The organism is Phyllobacterium sp. T2-21, from assembly GCF_055378485.1.
On record NZ_AP027915.1, the window covers coordinates 386,607 to 408,311 of the forward strand.

A 21,705-nucleotide genomic window follows, 5' to 3' on the forward strand; every position below is an offset into this window, starting at 1 on the left:
ATGATATCGCCGCACCGTTTGTCAGGTCTATTGATACGTGTCAGTCGCGTTTTCCTGCAACGAACGGGCTGAACACCATCAGGCTCAGGATTTCGAACAGCACCTGCGCGCCGGCATGGGCGGTGTTGGTGGTCGCATCATATTGCGGTGCCACTTCCACCACGTCGCCGCCCACCAGGTTGATGCCCTTGAGGCCGCGGATCAGTTCGAGCACTTCGCGGGTGGTCAGGCCGCCCACCTCGGGCGTGCCGGTGCCCGGCGCAAAGCTCGGATCGACGCTGTCGATGTCGAACGACAGATAGGTCGGACCGTCGCCGACGATCTTGCGGGCCTTCTCGATGATGGCGGGCATGCCAAGGCCGGTTACCTCTTCCGCATGGATGACGGTCATGCCGGATTCGTACGAGAATTCCCACAGATATTCCGCCGCGCCGCGAATCCCGATCTGGACCGTGCGGGTCGGATCGAGGACCCCGTCGAGCACCGCATTGCGGAATGGCCCGCCATGATGGAACTTCGTCTGGTCGAAGGCGCCGCCCGTATCGCAGTGGGCATCGATATGGATCATGCCGACCGGACGCTTCTTGCCGACGGCCTTGAGAATAGGATGGGTGATCGAATGGTCGCCGCCGACGGCAAGCGGCACCACGCCGGCGTCGACGATCTGGTTGAACCGGCGCTCGATATCGTCATGGCTCTGTTCCAGCCGGTAGCGGCTGGCAAAGGGAACGTCGCCGATATCGGCAACGCGCAGGTCAAAAACGGGCGCGCAGCCGAGCACATGGTTGTACGGTCCGATGCGTTCGATGGTGCGCACGGCGCGCGGACCGAAGCGCGAGCCGGGACGGTTGGTCACGCCAAGGTCCATCGGGACGCCGACAATGGCCACCTGCAGATTGCCGAAATCCGGTGTCGCTGCATCGACCGGCATATAGGGCGCGGTGAGGAATGTCGGAATGCCCGCATAGGGTGCAAGCCGCGTGCCGCTCTTGGAGAAAATCTTGTCCGCAACCTTGCGGAAGGTTGGATCGAACAGTTCGCCGCCATGGCTTTCGCCATACTTAGCCCGCAGATCGCTCAGCTTCTTCTCATCCCACGATGTCATGACACTATCCCGTTCTCTGAAAGCTCGGGGGAAACGCGGGAGGGATTGCCCTTGCAAGGGTTGTCCGATGTGATCCGCTTCTGTCAGTTCCCCTGGGCTTTTCGCCTTCGTTGGCCATATTATCGATGCAAAGGCGATGGAAAAGCAATTGACATTGTTGTAGGGATTAGTGTGAGAAAATCTCACATGACAAATCCGAATTTGATGTCTATTGGAGTCTCCCATGACGCTTGGCCGGTTGCCTCCATTGAATCCCCTGCGCGCCTTCGAAGCGACGGCGCGGCACGGTTCCGTGACTGCCGCTGCCCGCGAACTCAACGTGACCCACGGTGCCATCAGCCACCAGATCAAGGCATTGGAAGCAACGCTCGATGTGCAACTGTTCGAGCGCGGTGCGCAGCGGCTGAAACTGACGGCGCAGGGCGCGCTGCTGCTGCCGACCATTTCCAAGGCATTCGAGGATATTGCGACGGCAACGGCCCTGATGAAACGCCCCACGACCAAGGGCGAATTGACGGTGACCTGCGTGCCGGCACTACTGTCGCTCTGGCTCATTCCCCGCATGAACCAGTTCACCGAACAATATCCCGATATCCGGCTGACACTGATTGCCACCAACGAGGCGCATTATCTCCAGTCGCCCGATGTGGATGTCTGCGTGCTCTACGGGGATGGCAAATGGTCGGACTGCTGGTCGCGTTTGTGGAGCACGCTGAAGCTTTTTCCGGTGGCCAGCCCGACGCTGCTCAACAGCCGCCCGCTGCGCTCGGTCCGCGACCTGCGCAACCATGTGCTCCTGCATGGCGATGACGGGCGCGAATGGAACACCTGGCTGGCAGCAGCTGATGCCACGGATCTTGCGCGCGGCGCCCAGCATTTCATGAGCGATGCGCGGCTCTCGACGGAGGCTGCGCTTTACGGGCAGGGCGTTTCGCTTGGCGATACGATTACCGCGAGCAACCTGATCGCCAAGGGCGAACTCATCGTTCCCTTCGACCTGACCGTGCCCGCCAATGACGCATTCCATGTCGCCTGCCGCAACGAGGTGCGCAATGCGCCCATCGTCAAGGTTTTCATCGACTGGTTCTTCGCATCGCTGGAAACCGATACCATCACGGAACCGCAGACCTCGGCCCGCCGGATCATCCGGCGGCGCAATGGCAAGATCAGTGCGCCCGAGCGCGCGGCGGCGCCGCCATCCATTCCCACAACACGAGCCAAAAGGCCTGACCGCACGCAGAAGCGGCGTGCCAAGGCCGATACCCGATAGGACGATCATCCATGACTGCTGCTGTGCTGAACCCGCTCGTCACCCGCCTGTCTCCTCCGCCCATTCCGGCCGTGCAGGCCTGGGGCCGGGCCTATGCCGGCGGACATGGCCCCTTGATCGACCTGTCGCAGGCGGTTCCGGGCTATCCGCCCCATCCGGACATGCTGCGCTGGCTCGGCGAAGCGGCGTCTTCGGTTGCTTATGCCAATTACGGGCCGATCGAGGGCGAGACGGTTCTGCGCGATGCCTATGCCGCGCATGTGTCGGCGCTTTATGGCGCTGGAATCAACGGCCGGAACATCCACATCACATCAGGCTGCAACCAGGCCTTCATCTGTGCCGCCATGGTCGTGGCCGCCGCGGGCGAAACGGTGCTTGTCACCGATCCCTTTTACTTCAACCATGAAACCACGCTGTCGATGCTTGGTATCACGACGGGGTTTGTCGCCTGCGGTGCGGCAGACGGTTTCGTGCCGACAGTGGAGGCGGTTGAAAAAGCGCTGGTGCCGGGCGTGCGTGCCCTGGCGCTGGTCACCCCGAACAATCCGACCGGCGCGGTCTATTCACCTGACCGGCTCCGCGCAATTTTCGAGGTTTGCAGGAAGCATGGCATCTGGCTCATTCTGGACGAAACCTACCGCGACTTTCTGGCCGATGGCTCCGGCGCACCGCATGGTCTTTTCAATGAAAGCGGCTGGGAAGACAACCTCATCCAGCTCTACAGCTTTTCCAAATCCTTCTGCATTCCGGGACACCGGCTGGGGGCGGTAACGGCGGGTGAAACCGTTGTCACGGAAATTGCCAAGATCATGGACAATCTGCAGATCTGCGCGCCGCGCGCACCGCAGATTGCCGTAGCGCATGCGCTTCCCGCATTGAGCGACTGGCGCGCCGCCAACCGGCTGGAAATCGAAACCCGTGCCCAGGCCCTGCGTGAGACCATGTCCGGTCTTGGCGGCTGGAAGCTCGAAGCCGTCGGTGCCTACTTCGCGTTTGTCCGCCATCCCTTCCCGGGCAAGACCTCAGTCGAAGTGGCCGAGCAATTGGCCAGACAGGCGGGCATACTGGCCATTCCCGGTGAATATTTCGGCGCCGGACACACGCAGTTCCTGCGCTTTGCCTTTGCCAATGCAGATGCCGCAACTATTCGGCAGCTGCGTGGCCGCATGGTCGATTTCAGCATCTGACAACAGGGGCTGGCAACATCGTTGCCAGCCCCTGGAGTTTCAGTAGCCTTTTGCTTCGCCTGAGCTGGCGCGGCTGTCGATGGCGCCGTTATACCGCGCGCCGTCACCCTTTTCGATGTCGGAAAGGCTCGCGCCGCCGACGAGGATGCCTGCGGCCTGGCCCCAGATCGACCAATTCTTGTCGATCTGGACGGTGTGGCCCATATCGCTCAATACCTTGCGCGTATCTGCCGAGAGGGCATAGGGCTCCATGTAAACCTTGTCGGGCAGCCACTGATGATGGACGCGCGGTGCATCAATGGCTTCCTGGATGTTCATGCCATGATCGATGACGTTGAGGATCGCTTCCAGCGTGATGGTGATGATGCGCGAACCGCCGGGGCTGCCGATCACCATGAATGGCTTGCCATCCTTGGAAATGATCGTCGGGCTCATCGAGGAGAGCGGCGTCTTCTTCGGCGCGATGGCGTTGGCTTCGCCCTGTACCAGCCCGTACAGATTGGGAACGCCGGGCTTGGAGGTGAAGTCGTCCATTTCATTGTTAAGAAGCACGCCGGTCCCAGGCGCCACGACACCCGCGCCGAAGGAGCCGTTCAACGTATAGGTGACGGCAACCGCATTGCCGTCATTGTCGATGATCGAATAGTGCGTTGTTTCCGTGCTCTCGCCGAGGCCTTTCGGCATCAGCTCTTTCGATACACCGGCCTTGAACGGGCTGATCTTCTCGCGAATTTCCTTGGCATAGGCCTTGTCGAGCAATTTTGAGACTGGATTGTTGACGAAATCCGGGTCGCCAAGTGCTGAGTTGCGGTCGACATAGGCGTAGCGCATGGCCTCGACCATGGCATGCACGGTTTCGGCGGAGCCATAACCGAGATAGGACAGCGGATAGCCCTCGAGCACGTTGAGGATTTCGCAGATGATGACGCCGCCGGAGCTTGGGGGCGGCGACGACACGATGTCATAACCACGATAATTGCACTTCACCGGCTCCAGCTCGCGCACCGAATACTGCTCGAAATCCTGCTTGGTGAGAATGCCGCCCTTGTCCTGGCTGGCTTTTGCAATGGCATCGGCAGTAGTGCCCTTGTAGAAGGAATCAGGCCCCTTGTCGGAGATGCCGGACAGGGTCGCGGCAAGATCGGTCTGGACGAGCGTTTCGCCAACCGCATAGGGTTTGCCGTCAGGCTTCAGAAAAATCGCGGCAGCAGCCGGATCCTTGGCAAGCCGCTTGTTGCCGGCCTTAAACGAATTGATATCGCCCTGAACCAGCTCGAAACCATCCCGCGCAAGACGGATCGCCGGTCCCAGCAATTCCTCGCGTTTTTTGGTGCCGTACTTCTCACGCGCCAGTTCGAATCCTGCAACGGTTCCCGGCACGCCAACCGCCAGATATCCGTCGAGGCTTAGACCTTTGACGATATTGCTCTTGTCATCGAGATACATGGTTTTGGTGGACGCCAGCGGAGCGCGCTCGCGAAAATCGAGAAAGGTGGTCTTACCGTCCTTGAGGCGAATCGTCATGAATCCGCCACCGCCAATATTGCCTGCCGTAGGGTAAAGCACAGCGAGCGCATAACCAACCGCTACCGCCGCGTCCACGGCATTGCCGCCACTTTTCAAAACGTCAACGCCGACTTCCGTTGCCAGATGCTGGGCTGATACGACCATGCCATGCTCGGCTTTTGCCGGTTCAGGCGATGCTGCAAAGGCTGTGGTGATGGGGATTGTGCTCAAGGCGAGGGAAACGGTGAAAGAAACCACCGTTGTGAAACGGGTCTGCATACTTTTCCTCCTGCTGGCAATCTCGGGAACGGCTAGAGGAACCTCTCCCGCATGTGATGTCCAGTATGAAAGCGACTTGTACGCAAGTTTTACAAAGTTTGCGGAGGCCGCTATAAACCTGAAGTAATGTTAAGGTATGGATTGAGCGGATGACAATCAAACCAAGTGAGCGGCACAGGCAGTTGACGGTGGGGGAAGTGGCGGCACGCAGCGGCGTGGCGGTTTCGACGCTGCATTTCTACGAGAGCAAGGGCCTTATCCACAGCGAACGCAACCGTGGCAACCAGCGCCGTTACTCGCGCGAGGTTCTGCGGCGTGTTGCCATCATCAAGGTGGCGCAACGGACGGGCATACCGCTGGCATCGATTGCCGAAGCCCTGTCGACCCTGCCGCAGGGACGGGCTCCGACGCCGGCGGACTGGCGGCGGCTCTCGGCAGGCTGGAAGGCGGATCTGGATGACCGGATCAACAAACTGATCGGCCTGCGCGATCAGTTGAACTGCTGTATTGGGTGTGGTTGCCTGTCAATGCAGGAATGCCCCTTACGCAACCCCTGGGATGAGCTGTCCGAGCAGGGACCAGGACCGCGATTGCTCGATCCAGCACCAAGCGCCGATTAAAGCACGGGCCGGGCCCCTCTGCCGCACGGGGCAGAGGGGGTGAACAGCCTTGGGAGGCTTATTTCTTCCTCAGCAGGGATTTGGCTTCCTTGATCCCAAGTGCTTCGGGGCGGGTACAGCTGGTCTTGATGTCGATGAACTTCCTTTCTTCGCCGGAGCGCAGGATCGAAACCATGACATCGACACCGTGCAGCGCCCGGTCGATGGAGCAGCGGATATCGCGGCCCTCGAGAATCGCTGCCGCCATGTCCGCCAGCCCGGCCGTGCGGTAATTGGCCATCATGCCGACGGAATGCTTCTGGTTGGGAATGCCGAAAGGATGCGCCCAGCTTTTCAGTGATTTCGCCTTCTTGCCCGGCTTGGCCAGTTTGACATCGCCGCCGAAGAAATTCGGATCGGGCAGGAACAGCGAGCCATCCGTGCCGTAGAGCTCCATGTTCGGATGATGATGCGCCCAGACATCCCAGCTTGCCGACAGGGTGATGGACGCGCCGCTGGCAAATTCAAGCAGGGCCTGAATGGTGGTCGGTGTCGTCACCGCGATGGTTTCACCCCGGCGCGGTTCGCTGGTGATGGTGCGGGTCGGTGTAGCCATCGATGTCAGGGCGGCCACCCGCTTCACCGGTCCGATCAGGTTGATGAGATTGGCGATGTAGTACGGGCCGAGGTCAAGGATCGGGCCGCCGCCCGGACGGAAGAAAAAGTCCGGATTGGGATGCCAGTGCTCCATGCCGTGGCTCATGACATGGGCGGTTCCCGATGTGATCGTGCCGATCTGGCCGTCATCCACCGCTTTGCGCGCCAGCTGATGCGCACCGCCCAGATAGGTGTCCGGCGCGCAGCCGGCCTTCAACCCCTTCTTGCTGGCGAGTTTTTGCAACTCAAGGCCATCCTTGAGCGACAGGGTCAGCGGCTTCTCCGAATAGAGATGCTTGCCGGCCGACAGGATCTGGTGCGAGACGGCAAAGTGCGCGTCCGGCACCGTCAGGTTGACGATAAGGTCGATGTCATCGCTTGCAAGCAGCTTGTCGATGCTGCGTGCCTCGATGCCGAATTCCTTGGCGCGCGCTTCCGCCGCCTTCTTGTTGAGGTCAGCGACGGCACGGATTTCGATGCCCTTGAACAGGGGGCCGAGCCTCAGATAGGTGGCGGAAATGTTGCCGGCGCCGATGATGCCAATACCAAGTGTTTTTGCCATGATGCTGTCTTTCTTCAGAATGCCTTGACCGTGGCGACGGAACGGCGGGCAAACCGTTCGTCATCCGACGGGTTGTCGTGTTCCATGACGAAATACCGGGCCGATGTGCCCTTCAGCGCTGCAAAGAGTGCTTTCCAGTCGACTGTGCCGTAACCGACATCCGCCCAGCCGTCTTCATTGGTGTTTTCGCCAGCCGGTGCGATGTCCTTGACGTGAACGGCGCTGATGCGGGAGCCGTAATCCCCGATCCACTGGAACGGGTCCGCGCCGCCGCGGATGATCCAGGCGATGTCCGCCTCCCAGGAAATGCTCGGCGCGGCATCGAGGATGAGCTTCTGCGGGATCGAGCCGTCAGGCAGTGCCTTGAACTCGAAATCATGGTTGTGCCAGCCGAAAATATATCCAGCCTTGCTGTAGGTGGTATGCGCCGCTTCGAGCCGCTTGCCGAAATCCGACCAGCCGGACGCGTCCGAGGGGCGTTGCTCGACGGCCAGATGCGGGCAATAGATGGCCTTCATGCCCAGTGTTCCGGCAATATCGAGCACCTTGTTCGGCTCGTTTTCCAGAAGATCGATGCTGAAATGGCCGGATGCCATGGTGAGGCCATGGGCATCGAGCGCGGTCCGGGTTGCCGCTGCATCCGCGTAAAGCCCGCCATAACCTTCCACCTGCGCATAACCATTCTTCTGCAGGATCGGAAGAATTCTATCGAGCGGGGGAAAGTTGCGGGAACTGTAGAGCTGGTAGGAAAAGTCAGTCACGGTCAGTACTCCATAAGGTTTGTCAGATGCGGTCTTCAGTCTGGGAGTCAAAAAGCGAGGCGAGGGCTGGATCGAAGGTGAGGTGCACGGTTTCGCCGTTCTGGTAGCGGCGGCCGGAATCCACGCGCACCGACACGGCTTTGCCGGCGACTTTCAGCCAGACAAGGCTGTCGGCGCCCATGGGCTCGTCGAGATCGACGGTCGCCTTGCATGAGCGGCCTGCCGGGCCGGGCTGATCGCCGAGTGTGATGTGCTCGGGACGCAGGCCGAAAATGACGGACCGCCCGATCTGCAGAGATTCTTGTGCCACGTAGTTTTCCAGGGAGATATCGAGGTCGGCGATGCGGAAGACGGGTTTGCCGTCCTTCTCTGCAATCTCGCCCTTGAGGAAATTCATCGACGGCGAGCCGATGAAACTGGCGACGAACAGGTTGCGCGGCTTGTTGTAGATGGTGAGCGGTTCGTCCAGCTGCTGGATCAATCCGCCCTTCATGACGGCGATACGGTCCGCCAGCGTCAGGGCCTCGATCTGGTCGTGGGTGACGTAAATCATCGTATTGGCGAGCTTCTGGTGCAGGCGTTTGATCTCGACACGCAGCTCCGAGCGCAGCTTGGCATCCAGATTGGACAGGGGCTCGTCGAACAGGAATACGTCGACGTCGCGCACCAGGGCACGGCCGATGGCGACGCGCTGGCGCTGGCCGCCGGAAAGCGCGCCGGGCTTGCGTTGCAGGAGCGGCCCGATCTGCAGAATATCAGCAGCATTGGCGATCCGCTTGTCGATCTCCGCCTTGGGCAGGCCCGCTACCCGCAAGCCGAAGGAAAGGTTTTTCTCGACCGTCATCTGCGGATAGAGCGCATAGGACTGGAACACCATGCCGATGCCGCGATCTTTCGGCTCCTTCCACGTGACGTTCTTGTCCTTGATGAAAATCTGCCCGTCCGAGATCTCAAGCAATCCAGCGATGCAGTTGAGCAAGGTCGATTTTCCGCAGCCCGATGGTCCGAGCAGCACGAGAAACTCGCCATCGGCAACGTCGATATTGAGCTCCTTGAGCACGCTCACCGAACCGTAATTGAGCGAAAGATCCTTGATCGAAACGCTGGGGCTCTGCTGGGTCATACCGATCCGCTCCCGTGAAACTGTTGTAGAAAGATTGGCTGCATCCGCGATCATCCTTTGACGGCGCCAGCGGCAATGCCCCTGACGAAATATTTGCCTGAGAAGAAGTAGACGAGCAGCGGCACCAGGCCGGTGAGGATGGTGGCTGCCATGTTGACGTTGTATTCCTTGACGCCCTGCGTCGAGTTGACGATGTTGTTGAGCTGCACCGTCATCGGCACGTTTTTCGTGCCGGCAAAGACGACACCGAAGAGGAAGTCATTCCAGATGCCGGTGACCTGCAGGATGATCGCGACGACGAAGATCGGCGCGGACATCGGCACCATGATCTGGAAGAAGATGCGCCAGAAACCCGCCCCGTCGACGCGGGCCGCCTTGAAGAGTTCCGCCGGCAGCGAGGCGAAGTAGTTGCGGAACAGCAGGGTCAGGATCGGCATGCCGAAGATGGTGTGGATCACGATGACGCCGGTCAGCGTTCCGAAGATGCCAAGATTGCGGGTGATGATCACGAGCGGATACAGCATCACCTGATAGGGAATGAAGGCGCCGAACAGGAGGATGCTGAAAAACACCTCCGAACCTTTGAAGCGCCAGTTGGCCAGCGCATAGCCATTGACCGATGCGATGAGGATCGAAGCGATGACGCTCGGTATGGTGATCTTCACCGAGTTCATGAAGCCGACCTTCAGGCCCTCGCAGTAGAGGCCGGTACAGGCGCTGTCCCAAGCCGTGCTCCACGACTGGAAGGTGATTTCCACGGGCGGCGAGAAGATATTGCCGAGACGGATTTCCGGCATGCCCTTCAGCGAAGTGACGATCATCACGTAGAGCGGCAGCAGGTAGTAGATCGCGGCCACCAGCAGGACGCCATAGATCATGATTGTCGACGGCGCGAAGGTCGTCGTGGGACGTTTGCCGCGCGGTTCGGCGGCGGTCTGGCTTGCCATGGTCATTTGCGTTTGCCCTCGCGGAATTCCATCAAAACCCAGGGAATGAGGACGATGAGAACGGTGGTCAGCATGATGGTGGACGCGGCAAGGCCCTGTCCGAGATTGGCGCGGCGGAACATGAATTCGTAGACATATTTGGCCGGTACTTCGCTGGCATTGCCGGGACCGCCATCGGTCAGGGCGACGACGAGGTCGTAGACGCGGACAATACCGGCGGCGATAAGGACAATGGTGGTGATGAAGACGGGGCGCATCATCGGAATGATGATGAAGAGATAGGTTTTCCAGATCGGGATGCCGTCAACCCGCGCGGCCTTCCAGATTTCCTCGTCGATGTTGCGCAGGCCTGCCAGCATCAGCGCCATGACAAGGCCCGTACCATGCCAGAGGCCGGCAATGACGATGGCATAGATGGCATAGCGCTGGTCGTTCAGAATCGAGAAGGTGAAGTTTTCAAAGCCGAGATCCCGCACCACCCGCTGGATGCCGTAGGTCGGCGTGAGTATCCATTGCCAGACCAGCCCCGTGACAATGAACGAGAGGGCGTAGGGATAGAGAAAGATGGTGCGGAACGTGTTCTCGAAGCGGATTTTCTGGTCCATCAGCGCCGCGAGAATGAAGCCGATGACCGATGAAAAGAACAGCAGGAAGACGCCGAAGATCGCAAGGTTGACAGCGGAGATATTCCAGCGCGGCGTGTTGAAGAGGCGGGTATACTGGTCGAACCCGACGAATGTCAGCTCCGGCAATGCCCGCGACGCGGTGAAGGAATAAACGACAGTCCACAGCGTGCAGCCGATGAAGACCACCAGAACGGTTGCGATCATCGGCAGGGCCGCAACCTTGGCGTTCAGGTTCTTGAACAATGTGTTGGGACGCGCGGTGGAACTCATGGCGTTCTCCGTCAACTCTTGGCACGGCCGCCAATCGCTTGCGCGACCGGCGGGGTGCCTGGAGGAAGGTCGGTTCTACTGGGCTTGCTTGATGATAGCGACGAAGCGCGCCTGCGCATCATCGACGGACATGTGGGCGTCGGCGAAGAACTCCTTGGTCAGATCCTCGATCTGCCCCTTGGTGTCCGCGGTCAGGTTCTGGTTCAGCGACGGCAGGATGTTTTCCGGCTTTTTCAGAATCTCGATGCCTTTTTTCATGCAGGCATTGGCGGCTTCGAGATCGACATCGCCGCGCACCGGCAGCGAGCCCTTGGCCAGATTGAAGGCAACCTGCGTTTCCCTGGAAAGAAGCAGGCTCGCCAGCTTCAGCTGCGCCTTGGTCACCTCGGGGTTCTGGTTCTTGGGGAAGTAGAAGGCATCGCCGCCCGTATCGAGAATGGCGTTGCCGCCCAGCCCGGGCAGGCAGTCATAATCGGTTCCGGCGACCTTTTTCGCCACGCCGAACTCACCCTGAGCCCAGTCGCCCATCACCTGTGCCCCGGCCTTGCCGGTCATGACGAGCGTGGTTGCCTCGTTCCAGGAGCGGCCGACATAGCCGGGATCGACCAGGCTGCGGGCCTGTGCGTACGCTTCCCACACCGCCTTCATTTCCGGACCGGCGGCGGCTTCGGCATTCTTGTCCTGATAGACCTTCAGGAACAGATCCTTGCCGCCGAGCGAGGGGATCATGACGTTGAAAATGCCGGTGACCTGCCAGGCATCGCCAGTGGCTAGCGGGATGATACCCTTTTCCTTCAGCTTGGGCGCCGCCGCGACAAATTCCTGCCAGTTCGCCGGAACGGGCAGACCCGCATCCTTGAAGGTATTGGGATTGATCCACATCCACTGCCAGGAATGGATGTTGACCGGTACGCAATAAATCTTCCCGTCATATTTACAGGCGTCGAGCAGCTTTGCCGGGCGGATGAAAGCGGCCCAGCCTTCCTTGGCGGCAAGATCGGAAAGGTCGGTCATCATGCCGGCCTTGACCAGGTCTTCCGCATCGCGGCCGGTATTGAGCTGGGTTGCGCCCATCGGGTTGCCGCCAAGAATGCGGCTGACGATGATCGGGGTGGCGGTCGAGCCGCTGCCGGCAATCGCGCCATCAACCCATTTGTCACCGCCCTGTTTGTCGAAGGATTCGGCAAGCACCTTGGCCGCAGCTGCCTCGCCGCCCGATGTCCACCAATGGGTGACCTCCAGGTCCACGGCGCCGGCAATGCCGGTTGTCCATAACAATGTGGATGCAGCCAATATGGCCAGAGATGTCCGGTAACGCATCGTATCCTCCCAAATCTGAAACGTTACAGGTACGGTAATTGAAAATTTTGAATGAGGCAATCATGCGTCTCTGATTTTTTTCGATCATCGATATAATCCACAGGACCCTCCTTCGTGTGCAATAAAAACAATTAGTTACGAGGTTAATGTCAAGAATTCCCGTCTACAGCCTATCGACTTTTATGCAAAGCAGGGCGAGGACCGGTCCGGCGGTTGAGCCTGTGGTGCATTGCAACAACTTGGAAATATGAAAAACCTGAAACGATACAGAAACTGGAGGAAGGTATCTTGAAGAACGCTCTTGGCGGGTCCATACAGGGAGAATAATTCGGTTAACCGGTTGAATTGACATGAACGACAAGCAGCATCACCCTGACGACGGGGAAAAAGTGGCGGCGCTCGCGGACGGCGAGAGGCCGACGCTGAAAACCATCGCGTTCATGGCCGGGCTCGGGGTGACGACCGTTTCACGCGCGCTCAAGGATGCGCCGGAAATCGGACAGGCAACCAAGACCCGGGTGCAGTTGATCGCCAAGCAGATCGGCTACAGGCCCAATCGCGCGGGTGTGCGCCTGCGGACCGGCAAGACGAATGTGATCAGTCTGGTGCTCAACGCGCAGAGCGAGATCATGGGGCTGACCTCCAATCTCGTCTACGGTATTTCCGAAGTCCTGGCTGAAACGCCATACCATCTCATCGTGACGCCATACTCGCCCGAGAACGATCCGATGCAGCCCATCCGTTACATCATTGAAACCGGATCGGCTGACGGGATCATCATGTCCCAGACCCAGCCGTCCGATCCGCGCGTGCGTTATCTGACAGATCATCACTTTCCCTTCGCCACGCACGGGCGGACGCGAATGGGTATCGAGCATCCCTTCCACGATTTCGACAACGAAGCCTATGCCTATGCGGCGGTGAAAAGCCTGGTTGAGCGCGGGCGCCGCCGGATCGCCATGGTTGCGGGGCCGGGCCCGGCCCATACCTATTACTGGCATCTCGACGATGGTTTCAGGCGGGGCCTGCAGGAAAGCGGGGCAGTGCCCGTTATGCTCGACCATTGGAACGGCAGCATTTCATTGGACGATGTGCGCAACCGGACGGAAATGTTCATGCGCCAGCCCAATCCGCCGGATGGCATCATCTGCTGTACCGGCGGCCTGACCGTCGCTGTTGTCGCGGGTATCGAGGCAACGGGCATGAAACTTGGCCGGGACATCGATCTGGTGTCGAAGCAGACGACGCATTTCCTGCAATGGTTCCGCCCGGAAATCATTGTGTTTAACGAAGATGTGCGGCATGCCGGGCGCGAACTTGCCCGGGCCGTGTTGCGGCGCATCGAAGGAGCGGACCCGACGCAGTTGCAGAGCCTGAGCTATCCGGAGGCCGAGTAAGCCAGCGGTTTGCTAGCCGATGAGGCCACCGGCCGTGAAGCCGCCGTCGACGGCAAGCGTTTGGCCCGTCACATAGCTTGAACGGTTTTCGTCGAGAAGAAAGGCGATCGTGCTGGCGATTTCCTCCGGCTGGCCGTAACGCCGCTGCGGCACTGTTTTGCTCCAGCCCTCGCGTATTTCAGGCGTATGCACGGCGGCGGCCAGGGGTGTCTCGACCGGGCCGGGCGCAATGGCATTGACACGGATGTTGTAGGGCGCAAGCTCGACCGCCATCACTTGGGTCAGATTGATGATCGCCCCCTTTGACGCACCGTAGGCCGCCCGCCCGATATTGCCGCGCATGCCGGAGATCGAGGCGAGATTGACGATGGCGCCGCCGCCGCTTGCCGCCATGATGCGCGCACCGGCCTGCGTGACCAGAAATGTGCCGATGACGTTGATCTCATGGATCTGCCGGAACATGTCCGCCGTGGTATCGAAGAACGGCGTATCGCGGCCGATTCCCGCCGAACAGACAATCCCCCTGATCGGACCAAACCCTGCTTCCGTCTCCGCCATGAGTGCCTCGACCGCGTGCTCGTCGGTGACATCGAGCTGGGCAAAGCGGATGCGGCCGGGATGGGCCTTGCCGAGGTCTGCCTTCACCGTTTCCTTCACGTCGCGATCAGCAACGACAATCTTCCAGCCGTCGCCGGCCAGGGCATGGACCGTCGCAAGGCCTATCCCCGATGCGCCGCCGGTGACAAGGGCGGTGCGCTCGCCGCTATCGAATGTCGTCATGACGTGGTCCTCTCTGTTGCGGAAGAAGAGGTGGTCAGGCCTCTTCCAGACACAGTTCAAAGGTGATGCAGACGGGATTGTCGCCGCGCACCAGATCGCCGCGGGTGATGCCGCCTCTGGTATCGACCATGGTGATCTCTATGCGGGTCCTGCTGGTATCTGCCGAAACAAACCCGCCGGTGATGAACACTTCCGTTGCGATATCCTCGACGCGGCGGCCATCGGCGTATCGGGCGCCGATCAGGCTGCCGACGCCGCCGCGCAGATGCGCCCCGGCAATACCGTGCTTGCGGCAGATCGCTTCCAGCGCGCCGGTGATGTCTTCGTTCGGGCAGACACGGGCGATGACTGTCCGCGGACCGGCGTCATCGGCCGCAGGTGCGCTGACCGGCACGGGATGGAAAATGGTGAATGCCGTTTCTGCATCCGGCTCCGACACCATGCGGATGGTCTCGACACCCCACACCGTGGCGCGGATCGGCCGGCTGACGATTGTCTCGTGCGGCAGGATGTGGCCGGCGCAACGCCTGCCATCCGGTTCGATCCAGGTGGCGTGGCAATGGATGAAGGCTGCGCCGTCGCGCTCGCCGAACGTGACATTGCCCCGTTCCATTACGGTTTCGCCTGCCGGTGCGAAGGTGTCGCTGTACCATGCCGCATGAAGACCATCGGTCGAGAGTGCCGGCATGAGATAATGGAACGGAGCAAAGGCGCCGCCTTCGATGACAAGCGATGCGGCGCGCAGATTGGCGGCGGCAAGCGGGATGGCAATGGCGTCGTTGAGACTGAGACCCGGCTGGAGCTCGAAGCTGAATGTACGCCCGGTGCCGAGGAAACTCTCGAACCGTTCCGCCGCCGCCGGGCCGGGTTGCTGCAACCGGCGCTCAGGCACCGACCACCGCCGAACAGCTCTGTCCGCCATCGACGGGCAGGCAGACACCCGTGATGAATTTTGCTTCGTCCGAGGCAAGAAAGACGGCGGCATTGGCCACATCGAACGCACTGCCCATCTGCCCCAGCGGAACAAGGCGATTGCGCGCGGCAACCATCTCTTCGTTCGATGTGTAGTTGCCGGAAATCTGCTTGTAGATCAGCGGTGTATCGATCATGCCGGGCATGATGCAATTGGCGCGGATGCCGTGCGGTGCGTATTGCAGGGCAAGCGCCACGGTCGCCTGGTTGACCGCGCCCTTGGCCGCGTAATAGGCGAAATAGGGATAGCCGGTCCAGCGGATGGCCGCCAGCGAGGAAATATTGACGATCGCCCCGGAGTTGCACGCCCTCATATGCGGCAGGACGGCCTTGGCGGTGCGGAACACCGAGCCGACATTGATATCGAGCGACATCCGGAATTTTTCGTCATCGAGGTCTTCCGGTCCGCCCGCTGTGGCGACGCCGACATTGTTGTGCAGAATGTCGATCCGGCCATAGCGCTCGATCGTGGCGTCCACGGCCTCTGTGACGGAAGCGCTGCTGGTGACATCCGACGTAACCGCCAAAGCGGAAAAGCCTTCCGCCGCAATGATTGCTGCCGTTTCCTCGGCGGCTTCCTGTTGCAGGTCAATGCAAACGACGGTTGCACCTTCCCGCGCGTAGGCGATGGCGGCAGCCTTGCCGTTGCTCCATCCGGGGCCGGACGAGCCTGCCCCGAAAACCATGGCGATTTTATCTTTCAGTCGTTCAGTCATTAGAGGAAGCCAATCGAAATCCACGGGACGGCAGCCACGAGAATGATGCCGAGAATGAGGGCGGCGAGATAGCCCCAGATGGGCCGCATACCCTCGTCGGGATTGACCCGGCCAATGGCGCAGGCCGCATAATAGCCGACGCCAAAGGGCGGGGCGAAAAGGCCGATGCCCATCGAAAGGATCACGACCATGGCGTAGTGCACCTCATGCACGCCCACCTGCCGGGCAATGGGAAACAGCAGCGGGCCGAAGAGCACGATGGCGGGTATGCCTTCCAGAACGCTGCCGAGAATGATGAACGCGACAATCGAAACGGCAAGGAATGTGATGGGGCCGCCGGGCAGCCCCGTCATGGCGGCGGCAAGTTCGCGCGAGAACCCGGACTGCGTCAATGCCCAGGCCATGCCGGTTGCCGCGCCGATGATCAGCAGGATGGCGCCGGAAAGCGAGGCGGTATCCACCAGCATCGGCTTCAGCCGTGCCCAGTCGAATTGCCTGTAGATGAAAAGCCCCGCGACGATGGAGTAGACAATGCCGATGGTCGATACTTCCGTTGCCGTCGCCACACCCTCGACGACGGAAGCACGGATAATGAAGGGAAGCGCCAGGGCAGGCAGGGCGATGACAAAAGCCCGACCGATCTGCCCACCGGTGGCGCGCGTGACATGCGACAGGTCCTCATGGCGGTAGCGCCGCCAGACGACGAAACACAGCATCACAGCCAGGACAACGCCGGGGAGCAGGCCGCCGGTGAACAGCGCCGCGATGGACACGCCGGTGACCGAGCCGATGGTGATGAGCACGAGGCTGGGCGGAATGGTCTCCGTCTGTGCGCCGGTGGCCGAAAGCAGGGCAACCAGATCGCCCGGCTTGGCACCGCGGGCCTTCATTTCCGGGAAGAGCACCGGCGCGACGGCGGCCATGTCGGCGGCCTTGGCGCCCGATATGCCGGAGACCAGATACATCGCGCCGATCAGCACGTAGGACAGGCCGCCGCGCACATGCCCCAGCAAGCTTGCCAGAAACTGCACCATGGCGCGCGCCATGCCGGTCATTTCAATGAGCACGCCGAGAAACACGAAGAGCGGCACGGCGAGGAGAATGAGGTGCGACATGCCTTCATCCATGCGTCCGATGACCACGATCATCGGCACATTCGTCGTCAGGGCGAGATAGCCGAAGGTGGCAAGACCGAAGGAAAAGGCGATGGGAACGCCGCTGAGAACGAGGGCTGCGACGACACCGACGAAGAAGATCAGCAGATTGATGTTGCCCAGCGGCTTCAAAGAAGGGCCAAGCAGCCAGAAGACAAGCGTCAGCACGCCGATAAGGGCAATCGCCGTCACCACATGCCGCAGGTTCGACACCTGAAAGAGTTTGATAAGCGCCGAGACGATCATCAGTCCGGCACCGACGGGCAATGCCGCCGCGCGCCATGCATTGGTTATCTCCAGGGCCGGCGTGGTGATGTAGGTTTCTTCGTGGGCATAGTCATAAGCGGGATAGACGATGAACAGGAGAAATGCCATTGCGCCAACAATGGCGATGACATCGAAAAATGCCCGGCGCTGCGGGTTCATCATGCCGACCAGTGCCGTCATGCGCATGTGTTCGCCGCGCCGGAACGCCACCACGGCACCCAGCATGGCGAGCCACAGGAACAGGATTGAAGCGAGTTCATCCGACCAGATCAGCGGTTGATGCACGACATAGCGGGCGATGATGCCGGCAAACAGGATGACCACCTCGGCAACAACGAGGATTGCCACGGGAAACTCGACGAGATGGCCAAGCAGCCGGTCGAGTTTCGATGCGATGGAGTGGTCATTGCGGGGCGGGGGAGAAAGCATGCTTTCGCCCTCCGCCGCCACGGCGTCTTCGGTCAGTCTGAGCCCTGCCATCGGGTTCGCCCCTATGCCAGCTGGCCGACGACTTTTTCCAGAAGACCCCAGGCCTCCTCGCCATACTTACCCTTCCATTCGGAATAGAAGCCTGCCTTGCGCAGGGCATCGCGGAAGGGCACGGGGTCCGGCGTGTTGAATTCAAGACCCTTGGTTTTCAGGTCGGCCTGCAAGGTTTCGGTGAGCTTGGCCACATCGTCGCGTTCGGCAAGGCCGGCGGCGTTGATGTGCTTGGCAACGACGGTCCTGATATCGTCAGGCAAGGCTTCCCAGGCACGGCGGTTCGACAGGAACCAGAAGCCGTCCCACATATGGCTGGTCAGGGAGCAGTATTTCTGCACTTCATAGAGCTTGGCCGTCGAGATGATGGCGAGCGGGTTTTCCTGACCCTCGACAACTTTGGTCTGCAGCGAGGAGTACACCTCGTTGAAGTTGATGCTGGCGGGGGATGACTGGAAAGCGGTGAACATGGATGTCCACAACGGGCTGACCGGAACACGGATCTTGAAGTTCTTCAGATCATCCGGTGTGGTGATCGGCTTGGTGCTCGACGTAATGTGGCGGAAGCCATTGTCCCAGATCTTTTCCATGGCGACGAGATTCGATTTCTCGATCTGCTTGCGCACATGGGCGCCGAGATCGCCATCCATCGCCTTCCAGACGGTGGCGCTGTCGGGGAAAGCAAAGCCGATGCCATTGATCGATGCGGCCGGAACGAGTGTCGAGAGGATCAGACCGGACAGCGTGAAGAATTCCACCGCGCCGGAACGCAGCTGGCTGAGCGTATCCGTGTCGGAACCGAGCTGGCTCGACGGGAAGATCGACAGTTCGAAGCGGCCGCCGGTTTCCGCCTTGATCTTGTCGGCGGCTTCCTGCGCCCGGATGTTCATCGGATGAGACACCGGCAGGTTGTTGGCGTATTTATAGGAAAATTCGGCCGCATGGGCCGGACGCCGCATGATGAAGGGGCTGGCAACCAGTGTTGCAGCGGTGCCGGCCAGGACCTGGCGGCGTGACAGATTGTTCATGTGATTCCTCCCGAACAGCGTGGCGCATTCCCCTGGAACTCATTGAACGAAGCAACCTCCATCGCATCGGTTCAAATCATAGGTCCATATTATAGAATGCAATTCCTCCTTGAATTGGATAAAACCATAAACAAATGCTGGCATCTTGCAATATTTTTTATGCCATAGTTCAATAGAACAACAAAATGATCCACAATATGGATCAAAATGCGTGTGGGAGAGCATGGAAGAAAAGATGACGGCACCAGCCAGTCTCAACGGGTCGCAAAGTGTCGACAGGGCACTGGGTCTTCTCAGTCTTGTCAGCTATTTCGGCGATCAGGGCGGATCGCTGAGCGAGATTGTCGAGCAGGGCGGCCTCAACAAGCCAACGACGCGGCGTCTGCTGCTTGCACTCATCCGCTCGGGGCTGGTCGAACAGGATGCACAGACCCGGCGTTACTATCTCGGACAGGAAGCCTATGTGCTGGGAACGCTCGCCACCCGCCGTTACGGCCTGTTGCAGATCACGCGCGACAGCCTCAGCATTCTCTCCGCCAAAACGCAGGATACCAGTTTTCTCTCCATCCAGCGCGAGACCTATGCGGTGTGCCTGCACCGGGAGGAAGGCACCTATCCCATCCGCACCCATGCGCTGCAGGCGGGGTACCGGCATCCTCTCGGTGTCGGCGGCGGTTCACTGGCCATCCTTGCAACGATGCCGGATGACGAGATCGATATCATCCTGGCCGCCAACGAGGCGGTGCTGCTTGCCGATTACCCCAATCTTCCGCCGTGGCAGATCAGGGAGGATATCGCGGCTACGCGGGAACAGGGTTTTGCCCTCAACCCCGGGCGTATCCTGGCCAATTCCTGGGGCATTGGCCTTGCGATCCATTTTCCGGATGGGCGGGCCGCCGGCGCGTTGAGCATCGCGGCCATCGACAGCCGCATGCAGCCTGCGCGCCAGCAGGAACTGGCGGAGCTGATGCGCAGCGAGGCGAAAAAGATCGAGGCGCGGCTGGCCCATCTCCAGCCGCTCAATGACCGGCCGAAACGGGCTTCGGCGGCCGGTGTGAAATCCAGAGCAAGACCCGAACGGATGAAAGCATGAGCAGCAAGGATGCGGCGCTGATCACGGCCATGTCGAAACGCGTGATGAACCTGTCGGGTTTCCTGGCGCAGACCGCGCGCCGCCTGCCTGACGAAACAGGTTTTGTCTGGGGTGAGAAAAGCTGGAGCTGGAGCGAACTGCAACGGCGCGTCGATGCGATGGCTGCGGCACTGCACAGCGAATTTGGTGTCGTCAAGGGCGACCGCATTCTGATCCAGTCGCAGAACTGCAACCAGATGTTCGAATCCATGTTCGCCTGTTTCCAGCTGGGCGCCGTGTGGGTGCCGGCGAATTTCCGCCAGACACCGGATGAGGTCGCCTATCTCGCCAAGGCGAGCGGAGCCAAGGGCATGATCTGCGGTCACCTCTTCCCCGACCATGTCGCGGCAAGCCGGGACTTGAATCCCGATCTTGCTTTCGTCATTGCCATCGGCAAGGCGGATTTCGGCGACGATTACGATGACATCGTCGCCCGCTTTGACGGCCGGAACGTTGCAACTGCCGCTGTCGATCACGACGATCCCTGCTGGTTCTTCTTCACGTCGGGCACGACAGGCCGGCCCAAGGCGGCCGTCCTCACCCATGGCCAGATGGCGTTCGTCATCACCAATCACCTGTGCGATCTCATGCCCGGCACGACGGAAAAAGATGCTTCGCTGGTGGTTGCGCCGCTGTCGCATGGCGCGGGCATTCACCAGCTGACCCAGGTGGCGCGCGGTGCGAAGACGATCCTGCTGCCGACGGAGAAGTTCGATGTTGCCGAAGCGTGGAGGCTGGTCGAGCGATGGCGCGTGAGCAATATGTTCACGGTGCCGACGATCCTGAAAATGCTGACGGAACATCCAGCGGTGCATGAGCGTGATCACTCCTCCCTGCGCTACGTGATCTATGCCGGTGCGCCCATGTACCGGACCGACCAGATTCATGCGTTGAAGACGCTTGGGCCGGTGCTCGTGCAGTATTTCGGCCTTGGCGAGGTGACCGGCAACATCACGGTCCTGCCGCCTGCCTATCATACGACGCGGGATGGTCCCGATGCGCGGCTCGGCACCTGCGGCTTTGCGCGGACCGGCATGCAGATCGCCATTCAGGACGACACCGGCCAAGAGGTCAAACCGGGCGAAACCGGCGAGATCTGTGTCATCGGGCCGGCGGTGTTTGCGGGTTATTACGACAACCCCGAAGCCAATGCGAAAGCCTTTCGCGATGGCTGGTTCCGCACTGGCGATCTCGGCCACATGGACGAGGCGGGTTTCGTCTACATCACCGGCCGGGCGTCCGACATGTATATCTCCGGCGGTTCCAACGTCTATCCGCGCGAGATCGAGGAAAAGATACTCACTCATCCGGATATCAGCGAAGTGGCGGTGCTTGGCATTCCCGATCCGGTGTGGGGCGAGGTCGGGCTGGCGGTCTGTGTTGCACGCTCCGGCAGCGCGCCCGATGGCGAGGCCGTCATGGCGTGGCTGAACGGCAAGATGGCGCGCTACAAACTGCCCAAGCGTTTCGTCTTCTGGCCGGATATGCCCAAATCCGCCTATGGCAAGATCGCCAAGAAGCTTATCAGGGAAGAACTGATCCGGCGGGGTGAACTGGACAGCTGATC

Annotated in this window: 19 protein-coding genes; 6 read left to right on the top strand and 13 right to left on the bottom strand. The window is 60.4% G+C overall.

Features of this window, described 5'->3' with window-relative positions; translation table 11 throughout:
* Positions 1–40: 40 nt before the first annotated feature.
* Positions 41–1,105 (bottom strand): agmatinase, encoded by a 1,065-nt coding sequence (gene speB / locus ACZ5FP_RS23905; protein ID WP_464664542.1) that lies wholly within the window; start codon positions 1,103–1,105, stop codon positions 41–43.
* A 223-nt stretch (positions 1,106–1,328) separates the two neighbouring features.
* On the opposite strand from speB, the gene ACZ5FP_RS23910 reads away from it, so the two are divergent.
* Both ACZ5FP_RS23910 and ACZ5FP_RS23915 read left to right on the top strand, forming a co-directional pair.
* A complete protein-coding gene (locus tag ACZ5FP_RS23910; RefSeq protein WP_464664543.1) occupies positions 1,329–2,375 on the top strand; it encodes a LysR substrate-binding domain-containing protein in 1,047 nt (348 codons plus the stop codon).
* Between the two features lie 11 nt (positions 2,376–2,386).
* Positions 2,387–3,562, top strand: coding sequence for an aminotransferase (locus ACZ5FP_RS23915; RefSeq protein ID WP_464664544.1), 1,176 nt, complete (start codon positions 2,387–2,389; stop codon positions 3,560–3,562).
* A gap of 39 nt (positions 3,563–3,601) precedes the next feature.
* On the opposite strand, the gene ggt is transcribed toward ACZ5FP_RS23915, so the two are convergent.
* Positions 3,602–5,347 carry a gamma-glutamyltransferase gene (gene ggt, locus ACZ5FP_RS23920; protein WP_464664545.1) on the bottom strand — a complete coding sequence of 582 codons (1,746 nt, stop codon included), beginning with the start codon at positions 5,345–5,347 and terminating at the stop codon, positions 3,602–3,604.
* 149 nt (positions 5,348–5,496) lie between these two features.
* On the opposite strand from ggt, the gene soxR reads away from it, so the two are divergent.
* Complete coding sequence (soxR, locus tag ACZ5FP_RS23925; RefSeq protein WP_464664546.1) at positions 5,497–5,967, top strand: redox-sensitive transcriptional activator SoxR; 471 nt, start codon at positions 5,497–5,499, stop codon at positions 5,965–5,967.
* A gap of 58 nt (positions 5,968–6,025) precedes the next feature.
* Here soxR and ACZ5FP_RS23930 read toward each other — a convergent pair whose 3' ends face one another.
* From ACZ5FP_RS23930 to ACZ5FP_RS23955, 6 genes are all read right to left on the bottom strand, one after another.
* On the bottom strand, positions 6,026–7,165 hold the full coding sequence (locus ACZ5FP_RS23930; protein WP_464664547.1) for a Gfo/Idh/MocA family protein: 1,140 nt from the start codon (positions 7,163–7,165) through the stop codon (positions 6,026–6,028).
* Between the two features lie 14 nt (positions 7,166–7,179).
* A complete protein-coding gene (locus tag ACZ5FP_RS23935; protein ID WP_464664548.1) occupies positions 7,180–7,926 on the bottom strand; it encodes a sugar phosphate isomerase/epimerase family protein in 747 nt (248 codons plus the stop codon).
* Between the two features lie 22 nt (positions 7,927–7,948).
* The gene (locus tag ACZ5FP_RS23940) at positions 7,949–9,049 is read right to left on the bottom strand and encodes an ABC transporter ATP-binding protein (protein ID WP_464664549.1); all 1,101 of its coding nucleotides are present in this window, start codon (positions 9,047–9,049) and stop codon (positions 7,949–7,951) included.
* Positions 9,050–9,099: 50 nt separating this feature from the next.
* The gene (locus ACZ5FP_RS23945) at positions 9,100–9,996 is read right to left on the bottom strand and encodes a carbohydrate ABC transporter permease (RefSeq protein WP_403182564.1); all 897 of its coding nucleotides are present in this window, start codon (positions 9,994–9,996) and stop codon (positions 9,100–9,102) included.
* Between the two features lie 2 nt (positions 9,997–9,998).
* Positions 9,999–10,892 (bottom strand): carbohydrate ABC transporter permease, encoded by an 894-nt coding sequence (locus ACZ5FP_RS23950; protein ID WP_464664550.1) that lies wholly within the window; start codon positions 10,890–10,892, stop codon positions 9,999–10,001.
* A gap of 75 nt (positions 10,893–10,967) precedes the next feature.
* A complete protein-coding gene (locus ACZ5FP_RS23955; RefSeq protein WP_464664551.1) occupies positions 10,968–12,212 on the bottom strand; it encodes an ABC transporter substrate-binding protein in 1,245 nt (414 codons plus the stop codon).
* A gap of 350 nt (positions 12,213–12,562) precedes the next feature.
* Here ACZ5FP_RS23955 and ACZ5FP_RS23960 point away from each other — a divergent pair, with 350 nt between their 5' ends.
* Positions 12,563–13,609, top strand: a complete 1,047-nt coding sequence (locus tag ACZ5FP_RS23960) for a LacI family transcriptional regulator (RefSeq protein ID WP_223614869.1) — start codon at positions 12,563–12,565, stop codon at positions 13,607–13,609.
* Between the two features lie 12 nt (positions 13,610–13,621).
* On the opposite strand, the gene ACZ5FP_RS23965 is transcribed toward ACZ5FP_RS23960, so the two are convergent.
* Genes ACZ5FP_RS23965 through ACZ5FP_RS23985 form a run of 5 tightly spaced genes read right to left on the bottom strand, consistent with a single transcriptional unit; the run spans position 13,622 to position 19,006 of the window.
* Positions 13,622–14,389 carry an SDR family NAD(P)-dependent oxidoreductase gene (locus ACZ5FP_RS23965; protein WP_464664552.1) on the bottom strand — a complete coding sequence of 256 codons (768 nt, stop codon included), beginning with the start codon at positions 14,387–14,389 and terminating at the stop codon, positions 13,622–13,624.
* A gap of 34 nt (positions 14,390–14,423) precedes the next feature.
* Positions 14,424–15,281 (bottom strand): PCC domain-containing protein, encoded by an 858-nt coding sequence (locus tag ACZ5FP_RS23970; protein ID WP_464664553.1) that lies wholly within the window; start codon positions 15,279–15,281, stop codon positions 14,424–14,426.
* Positions 15,274–16,077 carry an SDR family NAD(P)-dependent oxidoreductase gene (locus ACZ5FP_RS23975; protein ID WP_464664554.1) on the bottom strand — a complete coding sequence of 268 codons (804 nt, stop codon included), beginning with the start codon at positions 16,075–16,077 and terminating at the stop codon, positions 15,274–15,276. The genes ACZ5FP_RS23970 and ACZ5FP_RS23975 overlap by 8 nt, the downstream gene beginning before the upstream one ends.
* Positions 16,077–17,978: a TRAP transporter large permease gene (locus tag ACZ5FP_RS23980; protein WP_464664555.1), complete on the bottom strand. Its 1,902-nt coding sequence runs from the start codon at positions 17,976–17,978 to the stop codon at positions 16,077–16,079. Before ACZ5FP_RS23980 ends, ACZ5FP_RS23975 begins: the two co-directional genes overlap by 1 nt.
* Positions 17,979–17,989: 11 nt before the next feature.
* Entirely contained in the window at positions 17,990–19,006 is a 1,017-nt protein-coding gene (locus ACZ5FP_RS23985; protein WP_288192232.1) for a TRAP transporter substrate-binding protein, read from the bottom strand.
* A gap of 223 nt (positions 19,007–19,229) precedes the next feature.
* Between ACZ5FP_RS23985 and ACZ5FP_RS23990 the strand changes: the two genes are divergently transcribed.
* Both ACZ5FP_RS23990 and ACZ5FP_RS23995 read left to right on the top strand, forming a co-directional pair.
* The gene (locus ACZ5FP_RS23990; protein ID WP_464664556.1) at positions 19,230–20,099 is read left to right on the top strand and encodes an IclR family transcriptional regulator; all 870 of its coding nucleotides are present in this window, start codon (positions 19,230–19,232) and stop codon (positions 20,097–20,099) included.
* Positions 20,096–21,703: an acyl-CoA synthetase gene (locus ACZ5FP_RS23995; RefSeq protein ID WP_464664557.1), complete on the top strand. Its 1,608-nt coding sequence runs from the start codon at positions 20,096–20,098 to the stop codon at positions 21,701–21,703. Before ACZ5FP_RS23990 ends, ACZ5FP_RS23995 begins: the two co-directional genes overlap by 4 nt.
* Positions 21,704–21,705: the final 2 nt, after the last annotated feature.